Origin of the sequence: Streptomyces melanosporofaciens, from assembly GCF_900105695.1 — a bacterium.
GTDB lineage: Bacteria > Actinomycetota > Actinomycetes > Streptomycetales > Streptomycetaceae > Streptomyces > Streptomyces antimycoticus.
The window spans coordinates 7,874,965-7,897,155 of record NZ_FNST01000002.1; the positions used below are offsets into that span (position 1 = coordinate 7,874,965).

Genomic DNA, 22,191 nt, shown 5'->3' on the forward strand with positions numbered 1-22,191 from the left:
CATGGTCCACCTCGCCGCCGAGAACCGCTACGAAACCATGCAGTACCAGCGCTCCGGGCGCAGTGGTGTGCTGCTCCCGAAGGTCTCGCTCGGCCTGTGGCACAACTTCGGCGACACCCACCCCCTGGAGACCCAGCGCGCCGTGCTGCGCCGTGCCTTCGACCTCGGTGTCACCCATATCGATCTGGCCAACAACTACGGTCCGCCGCCCGGCAGCGCCGAGACCAACTTCGGCTCGATCTTCGCCCAGGACTTCCGCCCCTATCGCGATGAGCTCTTCATCGCCAGCAAGGCCGGATACCTCATGTGGCCGGGGCCCTACGGCGAGTGGGGCTCGCGCAAGTACGTCCTGGCCAGCCTCGACCAGTCGCTGTCCCGGATGGGGCTGGACTACGTCGATGTCTTCTACTCCCACCGCTTCGACCCGGACACCCCGCTCGAGGAGACGATGGGCGCCCTCGACAGCGCGGTGCGCCAGGGCAAGGCGCTCTACGCGGGCCTGTCCAACTACCCGCCGGAGGCGATCGCCGAGGCCGCCGCGATCCTGAAGGACCTGCGCACCCCGTACCTGATCAACCAGCATCCGTACTCGATCCTCCAGCGCGGGGTCGAGGGCGGGGTGCTGCAGGCGTCCGCCGAGGCGGGCGTCGGGGTCATCGCCTTCTCGCCGCTGGCGCAGGGACAGCTCACCGACCGGTATCTCCATGGGGTGCCGGCCGATTCGCGCATGGCGCTCGGCCACTTCCTCAAGCGCGAGACGCTCACCGAGGAGCGGCTGTCCCTGCTGCACGCCCTCAACAAGCTCGCGGAGGGGCGCGGCCAGACCCTCGCCCAGCTGGCGCTCGCGTGGGTGCTGCGCGACCCCCGGGTGGTCTCGGTGCTGATCGGCGCGAGCAGCGTCGCCCAGCTGGAGCAGAACGTCTCGGTGCTGGACTCGCCCGCCTTCAGCGACGCCGAGCTGGCCGAGATCGACCGCCTCTCGGCCGAGGCGGGCATCGAGATCCCCTGACGGGGTTCGCTGACGTCCGCGGGCCGGGGATCGGCCCGGCCCGCGGCCGGATAGCATGAGCGGTCACCCGAGACCGCCACGAACCGCCGCACGGAGACGCAACCTTGGCCACACAACGGATTCCGGTCATTCTCGTCACGGGTTTTCTGGGCTCCGGGAAAACGACGATGCTCAACCATCTGATGCGGGACAGCGCGGATACCCGCATCGGCGTCATCGTCAATGATTTCGGATCCATCAACATCGACGCCATGGCCGTCGCCGGGCAGGTCGATTCGATGATCCCGATCGAGAACGGCTGTCTGTGCTGCGCGGCGGACGCCTCCGAGATGGACGAGATGCTCGACCGGCTCACCGATCCGGAGCTGCGCATCGATGTCGTGGTGATCGAGGCCAGCGGCCTCGCCGAGCCGCAGAGCATGATCCGTACGTTGCTGTCCAGCACCAATGAGCGGATCGTCTACGGCGGCCTGGTCGAGGTCGTGGACGCCGCGGAGTTCCCCGACACCCGCGTCCGCCATCCCGAGCTCGACCGCCATGTCCGCGCCGCGGACCTCATCGTGCTCAACAAGACCGACCGCGTCGCCGAGGACCAGCGGCGGGATCTTGTGGAGAACATCCAGGAGATCGCCCCCGGCGCGCCGGTCCTGGCCGCGGCGCACGGGCGTGTCGACCCCGCGCTCCTCTTCGACCACCGGCCCCGCGAGACCTCCGGGGAAGGCTTCCGGCAGCTCTCGTTCGCCGATGTGTGGAGCGACGACGCGGGTGCCGGGGACGAGTGCGGCGAGGACGTGTGCGGCGACGGCCATGACCACGGCCATCACCTCCACGCCGCGTACGAGAGCATGGAATTCACCGCGGCCGAGCCGCTCCATCCGCGTCGGCTGATGGCCTTCCTCGACAGCCTCCCGGCGGGCCTCTACCGGGCCAAGGGGTTCCTCCACTTCGCGGGCGCGGGCCGGGAGCGGAAGTTCACCCTGCACGCGGTCGGCTCGTATCTCCGCTTCCAGCCCTCGCCCTGGGAGCGCGATGAGCCCCGCACCACCCAGCTGGTGATGATCGGCACCGGGATCGACGCCGACACCCTCACCAAGCGGCTGGGCGAGTGCGTGGCGGCGCCCGCGGAAGAGGTCGACGACACGCACATGATGGGCGTGCTCCGCTATGTGGACGAGGCGGACTAGGGAAATCCCAGGAAACGGCGGTGCAACCCTGAGGCGGCGTCACGGGTCCTGGTGGGTGTACATGAGGTAAACGCTCATCAACGAGCAGGAGGATCTGTGCGCTCCCGTTCCCTCACCACCGTCGTGCGCTGCGCGACCGTGGTGGCACTTGTGACCACCCCCGCCTTACTCGCTCTCCCCTCGGCGGGCGCCGCCGAGGCCCGCACCGCCGCGGCCGCCGCCCCGAAGGTCGACTTCAACAAGGACGGACGCGCCGACCTCGCCGTCTCCGCCCCCGCCGGCACGGTGGACGGCAAGGCCAAGGCGGGCTACGTCGCCGTGGTCTACGGCTCCGCCTCCGGTGCGGACACCACCCACCGCCAGGTTGTCAGCCAGGCCACCGAGGGCGTCCCCGGCGATCCTGCCGCGTCGACGTACTTCGGGGCCCATACGGTCGCCCGCGACCTGGACGGCGACGGCTACACCGATCTGGCGGTCCAGGCCGGTGACTCCCCGGCCATCACGGTCCTGTGGGGTTCGGCGAACGGCCTGACCGGCGGCACCCAGCTGCCCGCCGGCAACGGCGACCACTGGGGCTCCAGCGACATCGTGGGCGGTGACTTCAACGGCGACGGCAAGGCCGACCTGGTCGATGTGGTCACCGTCGACGAGGGCTCGGAGGAGGAGAAGACCGGCCTGCGCGTCCGTCTCGGCCCGTTCACCCGCGACGGCAAGGAGGCGGGCAGCTCCTTCTCCGACACCGGCAGGTTCGACGGGCCGACCAGTCTGACCGCGGGCGACATCACCGGCGACGGCAAGGACGACCTCGTCTCCACCCACGCCTTCGAGGAGATGTCCCAGTCCAGCCTGTTCTTCATGGGGGACGACAAGGGCCTGTCACCGAAGGTCAAGGACCTCACCGACGCCGCCTCCGCGACCATCGGAGACGTCGACAAGGACGGCCACGGCGATCTGGTGCTGCGCACGGTCCCGGGGAACGTCGTCGAGGACCTGCCGTACGACCACGGCACGCTGAAGGTCCTCTACGGCACCGCGTCGGGGCCGAGCACCACTCGCACCACGACCATCGACCAGAACACCGCGGGCGTCCCCGGCGTCAACGAGGACGGCGACCAGTTCGGCTACTCGCTCAGCTCCGGCGACGTCAACGGCGACGGCTACGCGGACATCTCCGTCGGCATCCCGTACGAGGCACTGGAGGCCGGCCAGAAGGGCGCGGGCAGCGTCGTCCAGCTCTACGGCGGCCGGGGCGGGCTGTCCGGCACCGGAGCCCAGGCGTTCACCCAGGACACCGCCGGTGTCCCCGGCGCCGCGGAGGCGGACGACCACTTCGGCATGGCCGTCCGGCTCGGCGACACCGACGGCGACGGCAAGGACGACCTGGCGGTGGGCGCCCCCGACGAGGACGGCGCCCAGTCCACCAGCGGTGCGGCATGGGTACTGCGCGGCCAGTCCGGCGGCCTGACCACGGGCGGCGTCGTCTCCTTCGGGCCCGACTCCCTCGGGGCGCCTGAGGCCGGTGCGGCCCTGGGCGCGGGATTCCAGCAGTAGCCGGATTCCGGCCGCCCCCGCATCACCGAGGGGTCGAACTGCGCTCCTCGCGTGACTAGTTGACGATCCCTCAGATCTACTGGACGGTAGGTCCATGCCGACTCATGAGACGCGAGGGATACGGATCGGCCGCCCCCGACCGGGTCGCACCCGGTTGCTCGGGGTGGCCGCTGCGTTGCTGACGGCGGTCGCGGCCCCGGGCACTCCGGCGGCCGCGGCCGAGGCGCCCTGGTTCGACGGGCGGGCGGCGGACCGGATGACCGTGGACGGCACCCGCTTCACCGACGGACACGGCCGCGAGATCGTGCTGCGCGGCTTCAATGTGTCCGGCGAGACCAAACTGGAGGAGAACGGCGGGCTCCCGTTCGCCACCACCGCCGACGCCAGGGCCTCCGCCGCCGCCATGCGGAACCTGACCGGAGCCAACGCGGTGCGCTTCCTGCTGTCCTGGGCCCACGCCGAGCCCGAGCCCGGCCAGGTGGACACCGCCTATCTGGAGAAGGCCACCGCGCAGATGAAGGCGTTCCTCGACGCCGGAATCCGGGTCTTCCCCGACTTCCACCAGGACCTGTACTCCGGCCGTCTCTTCGACAAGGACAGCTGGTACAGCGGCGACGGCGCGCCGAAATGGGTCATCGACGCGGGCGGATACCCCAAGGAGTCCTGCGGCATCTGTGTCCACTGGGGCCAGAACATCACCCAGAACCAGGCGGTCATGAACGCCACCCGCGACTTCTGGCGCAACCGCGCCCTGACCACCGGCGCGGGCACCGTCCGTGTCCAGGACGCCTTCCTGGCCACCGCCGGGACGACCATGACCTACCTCGCCCGGCACCTCACCGACGAGCAGTTCACCCGCGTCGCCGGCTTCGACCCGCTCAACGAGCCGTACGCGGGCGCGTACGACGACGGCCAGAACAGCCGCACCTGGGAGAAGAGCGTGCTGTGGCCCTTCTATGAGAAGTTCCGCGCCCGTATGGACGCCGCGGGCTGGCAGGACAAGCCCGCCTTCGTGGAGCCCAATATGTTCTGGAACTCCAACCTGGACTTCCAGCGCCAGGAGGGCGGACTCCTCGACGCCGGAAAGCCCGGCCCCGACTACGTCTTCAACACCCACTACTACGACCAGAAGGCCATCTCCGGCATCTTCATGCCCGGCAAGGCGGCCGACGGCCAGTACGCGGGCGACTTCGGCGCCCTGCGCGACCGCTCCACCGCACTGGACCTTCCGGCCGTCATGAGCGAGTTCGGCCATCCGCTGACCGGCTTCACCTCCGACAAGGCCCCCACGGTCGTCAAGGGTATGTACCAGGCCCTGGACTCCCGGCTCCCCGGCGCCACCTGGTGGACCCGGCCGGCCGCCTCCGGCGCCGTGCTCTCCTCCACCCAGTGGCAGTGGGACATCTACAGCGGCCGCCACCACGAGGCCATGAACGGCAACACCGGCAAGATCCTCACCGAGGGCGACGCCTGGAACGGCGAGGACCTCTCGGCCGTCCGCCTCGACGACTCCGGCAACGCCGGGCTGCGCCAGCACGCACGGCTGCTCGACCGGCTCTATCCGCGCGCCGTCGCGGGCCGCACCCTCGCCTTCACCTTCGAGGACCGCTCACGCGACGGCTCCACCACGCTCAGCTGGAACCGCATCCCCGGCAGCCTGCCGAACGTGGCCGAGCTGACCGGCTCCGGCCGCTACGGCATGCTGGTGTGGCGCTCCGGCGGCGGCACCGAAGCGCCCACCGAACTGCGTCTGCCCCGCGACTTCGACCCCGCCCGGACCACCGTCGTCTCCGATCTGGGCACCGTCACCGGGCCGCCCGCGTACACCGCGCACGGCCACACCGCCGACCACGCCATCGCCACCGCCGCGGAGCCCGGCGGCACCGACGCGCGCCGGCTGGTGCTCTCGGCCCCGGCCGACGCGGGCACCGTGCACTACGCGCTGATCGCCGACGGCACCGCCGCTCCCTCGGCCGAGCTGCGCGCCGCCGCCCAGCGCGAACTGACGGCGTGGGCGGCGGACGCAGGCTTCTGAGCTTCTCGGGCCACCGTCACCAGCGAGGGTGCACCCGGGCCCGCAGCCGCCGGTCGTACAGATCGCCGACGGCCTCCAGCGTGGCGTCCGGCAGCGGGGGCAGGCCCGCCGCGTCCGCGTTCGCCCGAGCCTGCTCGGGCGAACGCGCCCCCGGGATGACCGAGGTCACGCCCGGCTGCTGGACGATCCACCGCAGCGCGGTCTGCGCGGGGGTGGCTCCCTCGGGCGCCAGCTCCGCGAACTCCACCGCCGCCTCGAGACCCTCCTCGAAGCCCACACCGGAGAACGTCTCGCCCTGGTCGAACGCCTCGCCGTGCCGGTTGAAGGTGCGGTGGTCGTTCTCGGCGAAGACGGTGTCCCTCGTGTACTTCCCCGACAGCAGACCGGACGCCAGCGGCACCCGCGCGATGATCCCCACACCGGCCTCCCGCGCCGCCGGCACCACCTCCTCCAGCGGCTTGAGCCGGAACGGGTTGAGGATGATCTGTACGCTCGCCGTGCCAGGCCGCGCGATCGCCGCCAGCGCCTCCGCACACGTCTCGACGCTCACCCCGTACGCCGCCACACGCTCCTCCGCCACCAGCGTGTCCAGCGCGTCGAAGACCGCCGCCGAGGAGTGCACCGGGGACGGCGGGCAGTGCAGCTGCACCAGATCCAGGGTGTCCACCCCCAGATTGGCCCGCGACCGGTCGGTCCACGCGCGAAAGTTGTCCAGGGTGTAGTTCTCCTCGAGCTGCGGCAGCCGCCGCCCCATCTTGGTCGCCACGAAGATCCCGGCGTCCGGCCGCTCCCGCAGATACCGCCCGATGAGCTGCTCGCTGCGCCCGTCCCCGTACACATCGGCGGTGTCGAAGAACGTCACACCCGCTTCGACGGCCGCGTCCAGCACGGCCAGGGCGTCCTGCTCGCCGACCTCGCCCCAGTCCGCGCCCAGCTGCCAGGTTCCCAGGCCCACGACCGAGACCTTCCGGCCGAGCCGGCCGAACTCACGCTGCTCCATGCTCCCTCTTCTCTCCTGCTGCGACGCTCACCGTACCCCCGCTCACCAGTCGTGCACCGTGCCGTCCGCCAGCCGGTTCACCGGCAGATAGGCGGGCTGGTACGGGAACCGTCCGGCGGCCTCGGTGTCCAGCTCGACGCCCAGGCCCGGGGTGTCGGACGGGTGCAGCAGCCCGTCCTGGAAGCGGAAGGAGCTGCGGAAGACCTCCAGGGTGTCGGCGGTGTGCGGCATGTACTCCTGTATGCCGAAGTTGTGGATGGCCAGATCCAGGTGGAGCGCCGCGGCCATGCCCACGGGGGAGATGTCGGTCGGGCCGTGGATGCCGGACTTGATCCCGTAGACCGCGGCCAGGTCCAGCAGTTTGCGCATGGCGGTGACCCCGCCGGTGTGGGTCACCGCCGAGCGCACGTAGTCGATCAGCCGCTCGCTCAGCAGGGTGGTGTAGTCGTGGACGTGGTTGAAGACCTCGCCGATGGCCAGCGGGGTGGTGGTGTGCTGCCGGATGAGCCGCAGCGCCGCCTGGTCCTCGCCGGGCGTGGCGTCCTCCAACCAGAACAGGTCGTACGGCTCCAGCGCCTTGCCGAGCCGGGCCGCCTGGATGGGCGTCATCCGGTGGTGGCCGTCGTGCAGCAGCGGCAGCTCCGGGCCGAACTCCTGCCGTACCGCCTCGAACACCGTCGGCACATGGCGCAGATAGGCCCGGGTGTCCCAGCTCTCCTCGGCGGGCAGCACCCGGGACCCCGACCCCCGGCGCGCGGGTTCGTAGTCGTAGCGCTCCCCGCCGCCCGCGCTGGAGGAGGCCACCCCGTAGACCGAGGCCAGCCCCGGTATGCCGGTCTGCACGCGGATCGCGCGATAGCCCTGCGCCAGATGGGCGCGGATGGAGTCGAGCAGCTCGGGGACGTCCCGGCCGGAGGCGTGTCCATAGGCCAGCGCCCCACTGCGCGAGGCCCCGCCGAGCAACTGGTACAGCGGCATCCCGGCGGCCTTGGCCTTGATGTCCCACAGCGCCGTGTCGACGGCCGCGATGGCGGCCATGGTCACCGGACCCCGCCGCCAGTACGCCCCGCGGTACAGATACTGCCAGGTGTCCTCGATGCGCGAGGCGTCCCGGTCGAGCAGCAGCGGCACCACGTGGTCCCGCAGATACGAGGCGACGGCCAGCTCACGGCCATTGAGCGTGGCGTCCCCCAGACCCGTGACGCCGTCCTCGGTGACGATGCGCAGGGTGACGAAATTGCGCCCCGGACTGGTGATGACGACCTCGGCCGACTCGATCCTCACCGTGTACCCCATTCCCCTTGTTCCGCTTGCTCGGTCCCTTGCGGCGATCACGCCGTAAGGGCAGCTCTACCCGCTTCCCGCCGCCGGGATCCGGGGCGGCGGCCCGCCTCCCGCCCCTCGTCAACTCCCACGCCCGCGGGTAGTGTGGCGGCACGCTGTGACACCCGCCTCGCCCCAGGGGCCCGCCCGGACACCTCCTTCGCGCCGTCCGCACGTCATCAGATATCGAAGGAGGCATCCGCCATGACCACCCTCACCGTCGCTCTGCTCCAACTCGCCCCGCCCGGACCCGAGTTGTCCGTGAACCTCGCCCTCGGTGAGGCGGCCTGCCGCCGGGCCGGGGCCATGGGCGCCGACATCGCGCTCTTCCCCGAGATGTGGAGCAACGGCTACAGCTGCTCCGTCCCGGACGGCTTCGCCCGCGGCGATCGCTACCGCCATCCGTCGCTGTGGGACGAGGCCTCGGCGGCGCCGCGGCCCCGGGCCGTCTGGCTGGGCGAGCCGATCACCCGCGACTCGCCCTTCGTCACCCGCTTCCGCGAGCTGGCCGCCGAACTGGAGATGGCCATCGCGCTCACCTATCTGGAGCGTTGGGACGGAGCGCCGCGCAACACCCTGTCCCTCATCGACCGGCACGGCCGTCTGGTCCTGACCTACGCCAAGGTGCACACCTGCGTCTTCGACCTGCCCGAGGCCGCGCTGACCCCGGGGGAGGGGTTCGAGGTGTGCGCCCTGGACACGGCGGTGGGCGAGGTGATGACCGGGGCGATGATCTGTTACGACCGCGAGTTCCCGGAGAGCGCCCGCGCCCTGATGCTCGCCGGAGCCGAGATCGTCCTCACCCCGAACGCCTGCGAGCTGGAGATCAACCGGCTCTCCCAGTTCCGCTCCCGCGCGGGGGAGAACATGACCGGTATGGCCATGGCCAACTACGCCGGTCCCGGCTGGGGCCACTCCGTCGCCCATGACGGCATCGCCTTCGCCGATGGGCGGTCGCGGGACACCCTGGTGGTCGAGGCGGGCGAGGCCGCGGGGGTCTATCCCGCGGTCTTCGACCTCGACGCGCTGCGCGACTACCGGCGCCGGGAGACCTGGGGGGACGCCTTCCGCCGCCCCGCCGCCTACCGGAGCCTGACGGGCCGTGAGGTGCGCGACCCCTTCGTCCGGCTGGGACTCGAGGGCGGACCGGTCCCCGGCCGCAGCCTCCCGTAATGGCGGGAACGCTTTGTCAAGTACCTACAAAAACATGATCTGAGCTGGGGCGATTGCTGACGGGGTACCTGGTGAGTAGGGTGTCCCGCATGTCAGCACTCAACGTGGAATTCAGCGATCGGGAACTTGAGGACCTCCGCCAGATCGCCAAGGAACGCGGTACGACGATGAAGGCCCTCGTCCGGGAGGCGACCGTGGCCGACATCGCGCGGCACCGCGCTCTGCAGGAGGGTGCCGAGGTCTTCCGGCGGTTCTTCGCGGACAACGCGGACGCCTTCGCGGACGCGTTCCCCGACGATGAGCACCGCCATCCCGGGCAGGCCGCCTGACCATGGCCCCGCTGCTGCATATCGACGTCCCCTGGCTGCTGCAGCGCCATGAGGAAGTCATGCCGGAACAGCCGGCCATCTCGGACTTCTCGGGGCTGGTCGCCGCGGTCGCCCGTCACCGGGTGGACCCGCCGCGCCTGGGGGTCGACCCCGACCCGGCGTGGCGGGCCGCGGCCCTGTTGCACACCATCGCGCTGCTCAGACCGCTCCCGGCGAGCAACGCGCGGTTCGCCGCCGCGACCGCGGTCGCCTATATGCACGCTTCGGGCGAGGGGATCGACCCGCCGTACGGGGCGCTGATCGATCTGGTCCGCGACATCCTCTCCAGCAAGGCCGATGTGTTCGACGCGGCCGGCCGCATCCGCTCCTGGCGGATCTGAGGGGGCAACGGACCGGCGGGGGCTCGGACGGGGGCTTGGGGGTCAGTCGACGTCACCGCGTGTGGTGCCGACCTTGAGGTCGTCGATGTAGTTGACCACCCGGCTGTTCTCGGCCCCGTACACGCCCCACTTGGGGTCGTTGCTGCTGTCGAAGGTGCGGCAGGCCCATCGGGTAGTGCCGTCGCTGAACTTCTGCTGCGGGCCAGGCGAACGCGAGACCCGCGACCGCCACGGCCGCGGGTACGGCGAACCGGAGCCCGGCGATGCGCTGGGCGGACCGTAAGGAAGCCATGCCACCCCTCGGAAGGGCCCCCGTACGATGGTGTGCGCACCGTACTGGAGCCCCCCGAATTGGTCCACACCTGTCCCGCGCAGCGTGCGGGGGCCGTCCCTCGCGTCAGCCGGCCGAGCCGAGTTCCTCGGCCAGCGCCTGCTTCTCCAGCGTCTCCCGCCGCTCCTCGGTCGGAGTGGGTCCGGCCGCCTCCGCCGCCTGGACGCGCTCGGCCTCGGCGAGCAGCGAATGCCCGGTGGCCAGGACGCCGATGCCCAGAGCGACCGCCGCGGCCCCGATGTAGAAGGGCAGATGCACCCCGCTGTGCTCGGCGATCTTGCCCGCGGCGTACGGGGCCAGACCGCCGCCGATGAAGCGGACGAAACCGTAGGAGGCGGAGGCGACGGGCCGCTCCACGGGGGCGACGGTCATCACCGCCTGAGTGGTGATGGTGTTGTTGATCCCGATGAAGGCGCCGGCCACGATCACCGCCACGATCAGCGTCGTCCTGGAGTCGGTGAACAGGCCGATGACGAGGATGTCGAGCGCGAACAGCGCCAGGTTCAGATACAGGGAGCGGGCTATGCCCAGCCGCGCCTGCAGCCACGGGGCGCCGAAGACCGAGAAGAAGGCGACGAGCAGACCCCAGCCGGTGAAGACATAGCCGAGCTCATGGGTGCCCAGGTCCATCGGGAACGGCGCATAGCCCAGCACCGTGAAGAAGCCCCAGTTGTAGCAGAGCGCGGTCAGCCCCATGGTGAGCAGTCCGCGGTGGCGCAGCGCCTTGATCGGGTCGGCGATCGAGGCCCGGCGCGCCGGGGTCGGGGTGGGCTGGACCAGCACGATGGTCGCGATCAGCGCGATGGCCATCAGGGCCGACACGCCGAAGAACGGCCCGCGCCAGCTGATCCCGCCGAGCTCACCGCCGAGCAGCGGCCCGATCGCGATGCCGATGCCCAGGGCGGTCTCGTAGAGGATGATCGCGCCCGCGAAGCCACCGCTGGCCGAGCCGACGATGACGGCGAGCGAGGTGGCGATGAACAGGGCGTTGCCCAGGCCCCATCCGGCGCGGAAGCCGACGATCCCGTCGATGCTGCCGGACGCCCCGGCCGCCGCGCTGAAGAGCACGATGAGCACCAGACCGGCCACCAGGGTGCGCTTGGCGCCGATGCGGCTGGAGACGAATCCGGTGACCAGCATGGCGACGGCGGTCACCACCAGATAGCTGGTGAACAGCAGCGACACCTGGCTCGGCGTGGCATGCAGCTGGGAGGAGAGGGAGGGCAGGATCGGGTCCACGAGGCCGATGCCCATGAAGGAGATCACGCAGGCGAAGGCGACCGCCCATACGGCCTTCGGCTGCTTGAAGGGGTTGGGGGCGCTGGGATGAGCGGACAAAAGATGCTCCGTCGTTCAGGGTCCCAGCCGTGACGACATGGCAATGCCGTGGCGCGGCAGGGTGCCGGTTGATCAGGAAGCGGTACTCCCCGGGGACTTCCGTGCCCGTGCCGCGCTGTCGACCAGCCGCTGGAAGGCGGGGGCGGCGGCGTGGACGGCGGTGGCGAGTGCCTGTTGGTCCTCGGGGGAGAGGGTGGCCAGCAGTTCGGCGAGCCGGTTCGTACGGCCGCGGCGCCGCTCGGCGAGCAACTCCCGACCGGCGTCGGTGATCGCCACCAGCACCACCCGCCCGTCGTGCGGATCGTCGACCCGGGTCACCAGACCCTGCCGCTCCAGCCGCTGGATCAGCTGGGTCATCGAGGGCTGGGTGACACCCTCGTCGGCCGCCAGGGCCGTCAGCCGGGACGGCCCCTCCCGGCTGAGCCGGCCGAGGGTCGAGGCCGTGGTGAAGCTGATGTCCCGGTTGGTCAGATGGCGCACCGCGAGGAACGCCAGCTGTTCCAGCGCCTCCGCGACCTGCTCAGGGGTCGCGGGGACGTCGGGTTCCCGGGGACCGGACTGCTGTGTGTATTCCACATCTATATTTATATCACGCCTCTATATAGGCAGCCTATGCAGATGGCCGTGCAGAGCCTCACAGCCGCCCACGGCACGGGCGGGCAGGCCGCCTCAGCGGAAGATTCCGGTGTGGCCGAGGGAGTAGCGGCCGGGCTGCGGGTAGACCGCGAGCCCGTGCGGGCCGCCGCCGACCGGGATCCGGGCGCGCAGTCGGCCGTTGCGGGTGTCGATCGCGTAGACCTCGGCGTTGTAGCGGCCCGAGAGCCACAGCACCTTGCCGTCGCTGGACACCCCGCCCATGTCGGGGCTGCCGCCGCCGGGGAGCCGCCACCGCTGCACCAGCTTGCCGGTCTTGAACGACAGCACCGAGATGGTGCCCTCGCCGCGGTTGGAGATGTACATCGAACGGGAGTCGCGGCTCACGTAGAGGCCATGCGTGCCCTTTCCGGTGGGCAGCAGCTTCGGCTTGCCGAAGGTGTCGCCGTTGAGCACCCACAGGCCGTTCGCCACCATGTCGGCGATGTACCACGTCTTGCCGTTGGGCGAGATCTTGACGTCCTGCGGCATGGCCCCGGCGATCGGCAGCCGCTGCTTGGCGACCACCTTCTTCTTCGCCGTGTCCACCTTCAGCAGCTCACCGGAGAACTCGCACGAGACGATGAAGTAGCGCCCGTCCGGCGAGAAGTCGGCGTGGTTGACGCCGTAGCAGTTCGCCGGCACCGACTTGACCACCTTCATGGTGTGCGCGTCCCGGAAGACCAGCGCCCGGTCCATGGAGGCCATCACCACGGCGTACTTGCCGTCCGGGGTGAAGTAGAGGTTGTACGGGTCGTGGACGTCCACCGGGCGGCCGACCCGGCCGCTGGCGGGGTCGATGGGGGTGAGCGTGTTGCCCAGGTCGTTGTTGACCCACAGCGTCTTCAGATCCCACGAGGGCACCACGTGCTGCGGCTGATGGCCCACCTGGATGGTGCGGACGACCTTGAACTTCTTCGGGTCGATGACGCTCACCGTGTCCGAGAGCGTATTGGGGACGTACACCCGCGACGGAAAGTCCTTCACCGCCCGGGACAGCTTCCCCGGCCGGTCGGCGGCGTAGAGGTCACGGGGGTCCAGCGGGGGCGGCATCCCCGGCAGCAGCCGGGCCGACGCGGCCTTCTTCTTCGCCGCGGCCTTCGCCGCGGCGGCCGCCTCCAGCGCGCTCTGCCGCGCCGACGCCGACTTCGCCCGGTCGGGCCGGTGCTCACTGGTGGAGGCGCAGGACGGTACCGCGGCCCCGCACAGCAGCAGGACCGCCGCCGCCCGGAACGTGGCGCGCCGCCGGAGCGCGCGGGAGTGGGAGCGGGACGAGCCACGGGCCACGGGTTCCTCCAGCGGTGAGGGTGGGCTTCGGCCGTCACCCGCACCGTGGCCGGCCATGGCCTCACCCTGGCACCGGCCCCGCCCACCGGCATCCGCCCGCGGCCAAGCGGGGGAGGGGCGTACCGCCCTCGGCCGAAGCGGGTGGGCCGCACGGGCGTAGGATCGCGGCCGACTCCGGGGAAGGCCCCGGAACTTCGCTGGAGGGGGACGGACAGTGCGGTTCGGACTGCTGGGCACCGGACACTGGGCGGCCGAGACCCACGCGGCGGCGCTCGCCGCGCATCCGGTGGCCGAACTGGCCGGGATCTGGGGCCGCGACCCGGCGAAGGCACAGGCGCTGGCGGACCGCTGGGGCACCCGCGCCCATGCGGACGCCGACGCGCTGATCGCCGACGTGGACGCCGTGGCCATCGCCCTCCCGCCGGACATCCAAAGCGACCTCGCCGAGCGGGCCGCGCTGGCCGGGCGCCATCTGCTCCTGGACAAGCCGCTGGCCTTCGGCACCGAGGAGGCCGACCGGATCGTGCGCGCCGTGGACGAGCGCGCCCTGGCCTCGGTGGTGTTCTTCACCAACCGCTTCGCGGCGCCCGTCGAGACCTTCCTCCAGGAGGCCGCGGCGGCCGGTGGCTGGGACGGCGGCCGTGCCACCGCCTTCGCCTCGATCTTCCAGCCCGGCGGCCACTACGGCGGATCCCACTGGCGGCGGGAGCGCGGCGGACTGTGGGACGTCGGCCCGCACTCCCTGTCTGTCCTGCTCCCGGTCCTCGGCCCGGTGGCCGAGGTCACCGCCCTGGAGGGGCCGCGCGGCGCCGCGCATGTGCTGCTGCGCCACCAGTCCGGCGCCATCGGCACGCTCGCGCTCACCCTGGACGCCCGGCCCGCCGCCCAGGGCTTCTCCTGCGACTTCTACGGGGAGCGGGGGATAGCCGAGGTCCCCGACGCCGGGACCACCGCGGTGGCGGCCTTCGGCTCGGCCGTCGACCGGCTGCTGAGCGGTGCCCGCAATGGGGGCGCGGCCGACCCCTGCGACGTCCGGTTCGGCCGCGAGGTCGTCGCCGTCCTGGAGGCCGCCGACCGCTCCCGCCGCGAGGGGCGCACCGTCGTACCGCGCTGAGCGGGGGTGGCGATGCGCTGAGTGGCTGAAGATCCCGGTCCCGCCGTCGCGCCCCGCATATTCCGGCGTTCCCGGGGAATCGGGGCCATGACCAAGCTCAGCCTGCCCGATTCCATCCGGGCCTGCCTGTTCGACCTCGACGGCGTGCTGACCAGGACCGCCGTGGTGCACGCGGCGGCGTGGAAACAGATGTTCGACGAGTTCCTGCGGCGGCGCGACGGCCCCTCCTTCCGTCCCTTCGACTCGGCCCGTGACTACGACGAGTACGTGGACGGCCGCCCGCGCGCCGACGGGGTGCGCACCTTCCTGGCCTCCCGGGACATCGATCTCCCCGAGGGCGGGCCGGACGATCCGCCCGACGCGGACACCGTGCACGGCCTGGGCAACCGCAAGAACATCCTGGTCCTGGAGAAGATCCGCGAGGAGGGAGTCGAGGCGTACCCGGGCTCGGTGCGCTTCGTGGAGGCCGCGCGCGCCGAGGGCCTGCGGATCGCGGTCGTCTCCTCCAGCGCCAACTGCCGCGATGTGCTGATCGCCGCCGGTATCGAGGACCTCTTCGAGGTGCGGATCGACGGTGTGGTCGCGGCCGAGCGCAAGCTGCCCGGCAAACCGCACCCCGACACCTTCCTGGAGGCCGGACGGGAGCTGGACACCGCGCCCGAGGCGGCCGCCGTCTTCGAGGACGCACTGGCGGGCATGGAGGCCGGGCGCTCGGGGCACTTCGGCTGTGTCGTCGGCGTGGACCGGGTGGGTCAGGCCGACGCGCTGCGCGCCCACGGCGCGGGCATCGTGGTCAAGGATCTCGCCGAGCTGCTGGAGGACGACTCGTGATCACCGATTCCTCATATGTCGTCGACCCCTGGGTGCTGCGGGAGATCGATCTCCGGCTCGATCTGCTGCCCCAGAGCGAATCGGTCTTCGCGCTCTCCAACGGCCATATCGGCTGGCGCGCCAATCTCGACGAGGGGGAGCCCCACGGCCTTCCCGGCACCTATCTCAACGGCGTCTACGAACGGCGTCCGCTGCCCTACGCCGAGGCCGGATTCGGCTATCCCGAGGCCGGCCAGACCATGATCAACGTCACCAACGGCAAGATCATCCGGCTGTTGGTGGACGACGAGCCCTTCGATCTGCGCTACGGACGGCTGCGCTCCCATGAGCGCGTGCTCGACCTGCGCGCCGGGGTGCTGCACCGCACCTGCGAATGGACCTCGCCCTCCGGCACCAGTGTGCGGGTCCGCTCCACCCGGCTGGTCTCCCTCACCCAGCGGGCCATCGCCGCCGTCGCCTACGAGGTGGAGGCCGTCGACGCCCAGATCCGCGTCGTCGTCCAGTCCGAGCTGGTCGCCAACGAGCAGCTTCCCGAGCGCGCCGGGGACCCCCGGGTGGCCGAGGCACTGGAGTCCCCGCTGAACCCCGAGGAGAACGCCGCCAACGACAAGCGGCTGCGGCTGATCCACTGCACCGAGGACAGCGACCTGCGGGTCGCGGTCGCCGCCGACCACCTCATCACCGGGCCGCCGCCCACCCGCCACGCCGGCGAGAGCGGCGACGACGTCGCCCGCCTGACCGTCACCTCGGTGCTGGAGCCGGGCCAGGTCCTGCGGCTGGAGAAGCTGGTGGCCTACGGCTGGTCGGGCGCCCGCTCGCTGCCCGCCGTACGGGACCAGGTCGAGGCCGCGCTCGCCGGGGCCGCCAGCACCGGCTGGCGCGGCCTGGTGGACCAGCAGCGCGCATGGCTGGAGGACTTCTGGTCGCGCGCCGATGTGGAGGTCGAGGGCGACGCCGAGATCCAGCAGGCCGTGCGCTTCGCGCTCTTCCACGTCCTGCAGGCCGGCGCCCGTGCCGAGGAACGGGCCATCCCCGCCAAGGGCCTCACCGGCTCCGGCTACGACGGCCACACCTTCTGGGACACCGACACCTTCGTCCTGCCCCTGCTCACCTACACCTTCCCCGAGTCCGTGGCCGAGGCGCTGCGCTGGCGCCAGTCCATCCTGCCCGCCGCCCGTGAGCGGGCCCAGCAGCTGGGCCACGAGGGCGCCACCTTCCCCTGGCGCACCATTGAAGGCTCCGAATGCTCCGGCTACTGGCCGGCCGGCACCGCGGCCTTCCACGTCAACGCCGACGTGGCGGACGCGGTGGTGCGCTATGTGGCAGCCACTGGCGACGAGGAGTTCGAGCGCGAGACCGGCGTGGAACTGCTGGTGGAGACGGCCCGGCTGTGGCGCTCCCTGGGTCACCACGACCACCACGGCCGCTTTCATATCGACGGGGTGACCGGCCCCGACGAGTACAGCGCCATCGCCGACGACAACGTCTACACCAACCTCATGGCCCAGTCGAACCTGCGGGCCGCCGCGGACATCATCGAACGCCACCCGGACAAGGGCTCCGAACTGGGCGTCGACGACGAGGAGGCCGCCGCCTGGCGGGACGCGGCCGAGTCCATGTCGGTCCCGTACAACAAGACCCTGGGCGTCCACGAGCAGTCCGCGGACTTCACCGGCCACCAGGAGTGGGACTTCCAGGGCACCCGCGCCGACCAGTACCCGCTGATGCTCAACTTCCCCTACTTCGACATGTACCGCAAACAGGTCGTCAAACAGGCCGACCTGGTGCTGGCGATGTATCTGCGCGGCGAGTGCTTCACCGAGGAGCAGAAGGCACGCAACTTCGACTACTACGAACGGCTCACGGTCCGGGACTCCTCCCTGTCCGCGTGCACCCAGGCCGTCATGGCCGCCGAGGTCGGCCATCTGCGGCTCGCCTACGACTACTTGGGCGAGGCGGCCCTGATGGACCTGAAGGACCTGGAGCACAACACCCGCGACGGTCTGCACATCGCCTCGCTCGCCGGCACCTGGATCGCCCTGGTCGCCGGGTTCGGCGGGATGCGGCACCGCGACGGCAGGCTGGAGTTCTCGCCCAAGCTGCCCGAGAAGCTGGCCCGGCTCGCCTTCACCATGCAGGTGCTGGGCCGCAGGCTGCGCGTGGAGATCACCCGCCGCAGTGTCACCTACTCCCTGACCGAGGGCGCCCCCATGGAGATCCGGCACTACGGCCGGCCCATCACCGTCTCCGAAAAGACCCCCCAGACCTGCGACATCGCCGAGCTGACGGCACGTCCCGAACCCCACCAGCCCCCCGGCCGACGCCCGAACCGCCGCGCCTGAGACGCGGACGCCACACAGCGCGGACGCCGGATACAGCGAGGAGCGCGTGATGGACCCCCTGGAGGCCCTGGACCGGATCGCGTTCCTTCTGGAGCGCGCCCAGGCGCCGACCTACCGGGTGCGTGCCTTCCGCACGGCCCAGGCGGTGCTCGCCGGTCTGGACCCCCAGGAGGTCGAGCGGCGTGTCACGAACGGCACCCTCCGGTCGCTCAAGGGGTTCGGGCCGAAGACGTCCCAGGTGGTCAAGGAGGCGATGAAGGGCCAGGTGCCCGGGTATCTGGCGAACCTGGAGGCCGAGTCCGCCGAAACCGAGTCCGAGCCCGACGAGGACGCGGCGAAGCTGTGCGCGGCGCTGCGCGGGGACTGCCATATGCACTCCGACTGGTCCGACGGCGGTTCCCCGATCGAGCTGATGGCCCGTACGGCGGCGCGGCTGGGGCACGCATGGGCGGTGCTCACCGACCATTCCCCGCGGCTGACGGTGGCCCGCGGCCTCTCGGCGGAGCGGCTGCGCGCCCAGCTGGACGTGGTGGCGGAGCTGCGCGCGAAGCTGGCCCCCTTTGAGCTGCTCACCGGGATCGAGGTGGACATCCTCCCCGACGGCTCCCTGGACCAGGAGCCGGAGCTGCTGGACCGGCTGGATGTGGTGGTGGCCTCGGTCCACTCCAAGCTGCGGATGGACGCCCGCCCCATGACCCGCCGGATGGTCACCGCCGTCAGCGATCCGCTGGTCGATGTGCTGGGCCACTGCACCGGACGGCTGCTCGGCGGAAAGCGCCCCGAGTCCGCCTTCGACCATGAGGAGGTCTTCGGCGCCTGCGCGGAGGCGGGCACCGCCGTGGAGATCAACTGCCGTCCGGAGCGGCTGGATCCACCGCGCAGGCTGCTGCGCGAGGCCGTCCGGGCGGGGACCTTCTTCTCCATCGACACCGACGCCCACGCGCCCGGCCAGCTCGACTGGCAGCGCAACGGATGCGCCCGGGCCGCGCAATGCGGGGTGCCCGCGGAGCGCGTCATCACCACCTGGACGTCGCGGCAGCTGGTGGAGTGGACCCGCACGCGCCGGCCCCCGCGCCGCGCGAGCTGACGGCCCCGACGACGGCACGGACCCCGCCGGGCCCGGCCGGCCATGACCGCCGCGTCCTCGGTCCGCCGGCTGCGCCGGGCCGAGCCAACCTGCTGGACCGTGCTCATCGGGCCGCTGTGCGCGGCGCCCGCCACCGGGGCGAGCGTGCTGACCACAGGGGACAATCGGCTGTCCGTGCCGGCTGCGGTCGGCGCCACCGCGTTCCTGGCCGTCCTCGTCCTCCTCATCGTCTTCCTGCTGCCCCTCGTCAACGAGTGGCGGGCCGACTCCCTCAGCGGTCGTGAGGCCGAGGAGGCGCCGCACCCGGTCGACTGGTCGGCGAAGGGCGGGGTGCGCGTCCGGGACACCTTCCACTCCGCCGGACTGGACACCGCCCGGCTGGACGCGGTCTCCAGCTGGTCCCCGGCGGCCGACCTGAAGGTGGTCCACGTCCCCCAGCCGTCCCCGGGACGGCTGGGCCGGATGGAGAACTGGGGGACGAGGCTGCGGCGCCGCAAGTCCGTCTGGGCCGTCGGCGCCGCGGGCGGACTGGCCTTCGCCGTACTGCAGGACCGGATCTCCCTGCCGTTCGACGGGGATCGTGTCCTGGTCAAGCGATCATCCTGGTCGCCGCGCTCTGGGCGGTCGCGGGCACCTTCCTGTACCACGCGTTCACCCTGAACATCCGCAGGCCCACCGTCCATGTCGCCATCCCGCGCAGCCGGCGCACCCTGCTCAGAAGCCCGTCGGTGCGGTCCTGCTCCGGCACGAGATCTCGCATCTGCGCCACGGCGATCCGATGCGACGGCGCCATCTGCGTCATGCGCCGGCGGCGGGGAGGGTCGCCGTGTCCTTCGACGGGATGACGGCCCTCGCCGTTACCCCCGTGGAGAGCCCGGCGCAGACTCTCACCTCGATCGCCGTCTTCGTCCTCACCCTGACCTGCGGCTTCTACGCCAACAGCCGGGCCGGCCGGGTCCTGGTCACGCTGATGGAGATGCGGGCGGACGCCGAGGCGGTCACGGACGCGGAGTCGGCGGACCGGCTGTCCGCCTTCCTCACCCATCAGCAGGAGAAGAACCCGACACGGCAGAAGGCCGACCGGCTGCCGGCCCTCTCCCGAGGCTGGACCGGCGGCCACCCCGCCCCCTACGCCCGTGCCGTCGCCGCCGCACGGGTCTTCGCGGCCGGCGTCTGTGTCCCGGCGATCGGGATCTGGACGGGCGTCCTGGACGGGGTGTCCGAGTGAGGGATGGTCAGGGGCGGTCGCAGGTCGACAGGCCCGGCCGCCAGCGGCAGGCGATGGCGGCGAACCCGCCGTCCGCCGTCACCGGCACGGACAGCGTCTGGCCGCCGCGCACCACCGTGGGCGTGCGGACCAGACCGTCCGGGCCGTCCAGGAGCAGATCGACGAGCCAGCGGCCCGGCTCCAGCCGCAGCGGCACCTCGGCGGTGTGCTCGGGGCCGGTGAACGTACCGCCGATGAACCACCGCGAGCCGCTGGCGCGGGCGAGCACCGCGCTCTCACCGGGCCGCCCGGTGAGCAGCCGGGTGCGGTCCCAGCTGGCGGGGATCTGCTCCAGGAAGCGGCGGGCGAGCGGACGGGCGTCATAGGACTCCGGGGTGCCCGCCAGGTTCTGGATACCCGACTCGTAGAGCACCGACAGGCCGACTTCCCCCGCGTCCGAACCCGCGTTGGGGCGCTCGGCCCGGTGGAAGGCCCCGGGGGTGAAGTCCATGGAGCCGATGACATTGCGGGTGAAGGGCAGTGTCGCCAGATGCTGCGGGGTGTTGGTCCGCTTCTCCTCGCCGTTCACCCCCTCCATCGACATCACCTGCGGCCAGGTGCGCTGGATGCCCTTGGGGATCGTCGAGCCGTGGAAGTTGACGAGCAGATGGTGGTCCGCGGTGGCCTTGAGGATCTCGTCGTACCAGCGCAGCGTCTCCTGGGCCTCGGAGTCCATGAAGTCGATCTTCACGCCCTTCACCCCCCACTTCTCCAGCGTGGGCAGCCACAGCTCACGCTCCTCGGCGGTGTCGAGGTCGCGGTGGTGGATCCAGACCTGGATGCCCACATGGCGCTCGCGCGCGTAGTCCACGAGCTGCGGAAGCCAGCTGTTCCGCGGCCAGTCGGGATCGGTGACATCCCACTGGTCGGGGTCGAAGTACCAGCCCGCGTCCACCACCACATACGGCCAGCCGCGCTGGGTCGCGTAGTCCACGTACCCCTTCTGCATCGACAGGCTCTGCCCGGCCGGCTTGCCGCCCGCGAGCCAGGTCCACAGCGCGGGCCCGGGCCGGATCCACGAGGTGTCGGCGACCCGCGACGCGGGTGCCAGATCGTCGGTGAAGGTGGACTGGGTGACGGTCGCCAGATCGCCCACGATCATCGCGCGCCAGGGTGTGCTGAGCGGTCCGTCGGACGCGACCCGCTGGTCCCAGAGCCCGATGCGGTACGTGGGCTGCCCCTGCTGATGGATCAGCCGGGCGGCGGAGTAGCGGCCGCTGAGATCCGACTCGGCGATCAGGGCGTAGCCGCCCGCCGTCTCGAAGAGCGCCTGGGACATGTACTCACCGGTGGGCGCGGTCGCCGCGGTGTACTCCTTGAACAGGTTCTCGTTGTCCTTGCGGTAGTCGCCCAGCCACGCGGCCGCGTCCGCGGGCAAGGTGAAGGCCGAGGTCTCGCCGAGGACATCGCCGCTGCCGGAGGGCAGGACATAGCGATAGGCGACCCCGTCGTCCGAGACCCGCACCACGAGGTCCAGCCGGGCGCTTGCGCTGCCCCGGAACCGGAAGCGGGTCTCGGTCATCCGCGCCGTGCGCGAGCGCTCCTTGCCGACCGTCGAGCGGTAGCGCTCCACGACGGTGCGGTCGTGGCGCCCCAGATAGCGCAGCCCGTGCGACAGATCCGCCCGTTCGGTGACGATGCCCACGGGCGAGGGCTCGACCACCGTCCGTCCGCCCCGGGACACGTGGAGCGTCAGCGCTCCGGAGGCTCCGTCGAGTCGTAGCTGCGCGAGGGGACCGGAGTGGGGTGAGGGGCCGCGCACGGTCCAGGCGGAGTCCTTCGCCTGCGCGGGCCCGGTGATGAAGAGCGTCATGGCCAGGACGCCGCAGAGCAGAAATGCCACAGCGGAGCGTCGGTAAGATCTCGGCATTGTTGCCTCCCGAGGCGGATACGTTACCGAGTCATCCGATAACTGGGGAGGGGGCGGGCGCCATTACGCCCCGTCAAGGGTCGTTGGCGTCTGAGAGATCGGATCTA

General features: G+C 71.3%; 20 protein-coding genes. 13 read left to right on the forward strand and 7 right to left on the reverse strand.

Annotated elements, in window-relative coordinates; all coding sequences use genetic code 11:
- The first annotated feature begins 1 nt into the window (after position 1).
- The 4 genes from BLV72_RS36155 to BLV72_RS36170 all read left to right on the forward strand — a co-directional run bounded on the left by BLV72_RS36155 (position 2) and on the right by BLV72_RS36170 (position 5,779).
- The gene (locus BLV72_RS36155) at positions 2 to 1,009 is read left to right on the forward strand and encodes an aldo/keto reductase (RefSeq protein WP_093467685.1); all 1,008 of its coding nucleotides are present in this window, start codon (positions 2 to 4) and stop codon (positions 1,007 to 1,009) included.
- Positions 1,010 to 1,113: 104 nt separating this feature from the next.
- Positions 1,114 to 2,193 carry a CobW family GTP-binding protein gene (locus tag BLV72_RS36160; protein ID WP_093467687.1) on the forward strand — a complete coding sequence of 360 codons (1,080 nt, stop codon included), beginning with the start codon at positions 1,114 to 1,116 and terminating at the stop codon, positions 2,191 to 2,193.
- A gap of 96 nt (positions 2,194 to 2,289) precedes the next feature.
- Positions 2,290 to 3,744, forward strand: coding sequence for an FG-GAP and VCBS repeat-containing protein (locus BLV72_RS36165; RefSeq protein WP_093467688.1), 1,455 nt, complete (start codon positions 2,290 to 2,292; stop codon positions 3,742 to 3,744).
- A 94-nt stretch (positions 3,745 to 3,838) separates the two neighbouring features.
- Complete coding sequence (locus BLV72_RS36170; protein ID WP_093467690.1) at positions 3,839 to 5,779, forward strand: cellulase family glycosylhydrolase; 1,941 nt, start codon at positions 3,839 to 3,841, stop codon at positions 5,777 to 5,779.
- A 16-nt stretch (positions 5,780 to 5,795) separates the two neighbouring features.
- Here the strand turns inward: BLV72_RS36170 and BLV72_RS36175 are convergent, their stop codons facing one another.
- Positions 5,796 to 6,779 carry an aldo/keto reductase gene (locus BLV72_RS36175; protein ID WP_093467691.1) on the reverse strand — a complete coding sequence of 328 codons (984 nt, stop codon included), beginning with the start codon at positions 6,777 to 6,779 and terminating at the stop codon, positions 5,796 to 5,798.
- Between the two features lie 42 nt (positions 6,780 to 6,821).
- Positions 6,822 to 8,063, reverse strand: coding sequence for a D-mannonate dehydratase ManD (gene manD / locus BLV72_RS36180; protein WP_093470746.1), 1,242 nt, complete (start codon positions 8,061 to 8,063; stop codon positions 6,822 to 6,824).
- A 243-nt stretch (positions 8,064 to 8,306) separates the two neighbouring features.
- Between manD and BLV72_RS36185 the strand changes: the two genes are divergently transcribed.
- From BLV72_RS36185 to BLV72_RS36195, 3 genes are all read left to right on the forward strand, one after another.
- Positions 8,307 to 9,275: a carbon-nitrogen hydrolase family protein gene (locus BLV72_RS36185; RefSeq protein WP_093467693.1), complete on the forward strand. Its 969-nt coding sequence runs from the start codon at positions 8,307 to 8,309 to the stop codon at positions 9,273 to 9,275.
- An 89-nt stretch (positions 9,276 to 9,364) separates the two neighbouring features.
- Positions 9,365 to 9,604: a hypothetical protein gene (locus tag BLV72_RS36190; protein ID WP_014057435.1), complete on the forward strand. Its 240-nt coding sequence runs from the start codon at positions 9,365 to 9,367 to the stop codon at positions 9,602 to 9,604.
- Between the two features lie 2 nt (positions 9,605 to 9,606).
- Positions 9,607 to 9,984, forward strand: a complete 378-nt coding sequence (locus tag BLV72_RS36195; protein ID WP_059146634.1) for a hypothetical protein — start codon at positions 9,607 to 9,609, stop codon at positions 9,982 to 9,984.
- Between the two features lie 42 nt (positions 9,985 to 10,026).
- Here BLV72_RS36195 and BLV72_RS46850 read toward each other — a convergent pair whose 3' ends face one another.
- The 4 genes from BLV72_RS46850 to BLV72_RS36215 all read right to left on the reverse strand — a co-directional run bounded on the left by BLV72_RS46850 (position 10,027) and on the right by BLV72_RS36215 (position 13,573).
- Positions 10,027 to 10,281, reverse strand: coding sequence for a hypothetical protein (locus BLV72_RS46850; RefSeq protein WP_143059830.1), 255 nt, complete (start codon positions 10,279 to 10,281; stop codon positions 10,027 to 10,029).
- A gap of 100 nt (positions 10,282 to 10,381) precedes the next feature.
- Positions 10,382 to 11,653 (reverse strand): MFS transporter, encoded by a 1,272-nt coding sequence (locus tag BLV72_RS36205; protein ID WP_093467694.1) that lies wholly within the window; start codon positions 11,651 to 11,653, stop codon positions 10,382 to 10,384.
- Positions 11,654 to 11,725: 72 nt separating this feature from the next.
- The gene (locus tag BLV72_RS36210) at positions 11,726 to 12,229 is read right to left on the reverse strand and encodes a MarR family winged helix-turn-helix transcriptional regulator (protein ID WP_093467696.1); all 504 of its coding nucleotides are present in this window, start codon (positions 12,227 to 12,229) and stop codon (positions 11,726 to 11,728) included.
- Positions 12,230 to 12,322: 93 nt separating this feature from the next.
- Positions 12,323 to 13,573 (reverse strand): YVTN family beta-propeller repeat protein, encoded by a 1,251-nt coding sequence (locus BLV72_RS36215; protein ID WP_093467697.1) that lies wholly within the window; start codon positions 13,571 to 13,573, stop codon positions 12,323 to 12,325.
- A 214-nt stretch (positions 13,574 to 13,787) separates the two neighbouring features.
- Here BLV72_RS36215 and BLV72_RS36220 point away from each other — a divergent pair, with 214 nt between their 5' ends.
- The 6 genes from BLV72_RS36220 to BLV72_RS36245 all read left to right on the forward strand — a co-directional run bounded on the left by BLV72_RS36220 (position 13,788) and on the right by BLV72_RS36245 (position 20,175).
- Complete coding sequence (locus BLV72_RS36220) at positions 13,788 to 14,687, forward strand: Gfo/Idh/MocA family protein (protein WP_093467699.1); 900 nt, start codon at positions 13,788 to 13,790, stop codon at positions 14,685 to 14,687.
- 87 nt (positions 14,688 to 14,774) lie between these two features.
- Positions 14,775 to 15,518 carry an HAD family hydrolase gene (locus tag BLV72_RS36225; RefSeq protein ID WP_093467700.1) on the forward strand — a complete coding sequence of 248 codons (744 nt, stop codon included), beginning with the start codon at positions 14,775 to 14,777 and terminating at the stop codon, positions 15,516 to 15,518.
- Positions 15,515 to 17,860, forward strand: a complete 2,346-nt coding sequence (locus tag BLV72_RS36230; RefSeq protein WP_093467702.1) for a glycoside hydrolase family 65 protein — start codon at positions 15,515 to 15,517, stop codon at positions 17,858 to 17,860. The genes BLV72_RS36225 and BLV72_RS36230 overlap by 4 nt, the downstream gene beginning before the upstream one ends.
- 49 nt (positions 17,861 to 17,909) lie before the next feature.
- The gene (locus BLV72_RS36235; RefSeq protein WP_093467703.1) at positions 17,910 to 18,947 is read left to right on the forward strand and encodes a PHP domain-containing protein; all 1,038 of its coding nucleotides are present in this window, start codon (positions 17,910 to 17,912) and stop codon (positions 18,945 to 18,947) included.
- A 42-nt stretch (positions 18,948 to 18,989) separates the two neighbouring features.
- Complete coding sequence (locus BLV72_RS36240) at positions 18,990 to 19,607, forward strand: hypothetical protein (RefSeq protein ID WP_093467705.1); 618 nt, start codon at positions 18,990 to 18,992, stop codon at positions 19,605 to 19,607.
- 166 nt (positions 19,608 to 19,773) lie between these two features.
- Positions 19,774 to 20,175, forward strand: coding sequence for a hypothetical protein (locus BLV72_RS36245; protein ID WP_093467706.1), 402 nt, complete (start codon positions 19,774 to 19,776; stop codon positions 20,173 to 20,175).
- A gap of 7 nt (positions 20,176 to 20,182) precedes the next feature.
- Here the strand turns inward: BLV72_RS36245 and BLV72_RS36250 are convergent, their stop codons facing one another.
- Entirely contained in the window at positions 20,183 to 22,084 is a 1,902-nt protein-coding gene (locus tag BLV72_RS36250; protein ID WP_093467708.1) for a glycoside hydrolase family 97 protein, read from the reverse strand.
- Positions 22,085 to 22,191 lie beyond the last annotated feature (107 nt).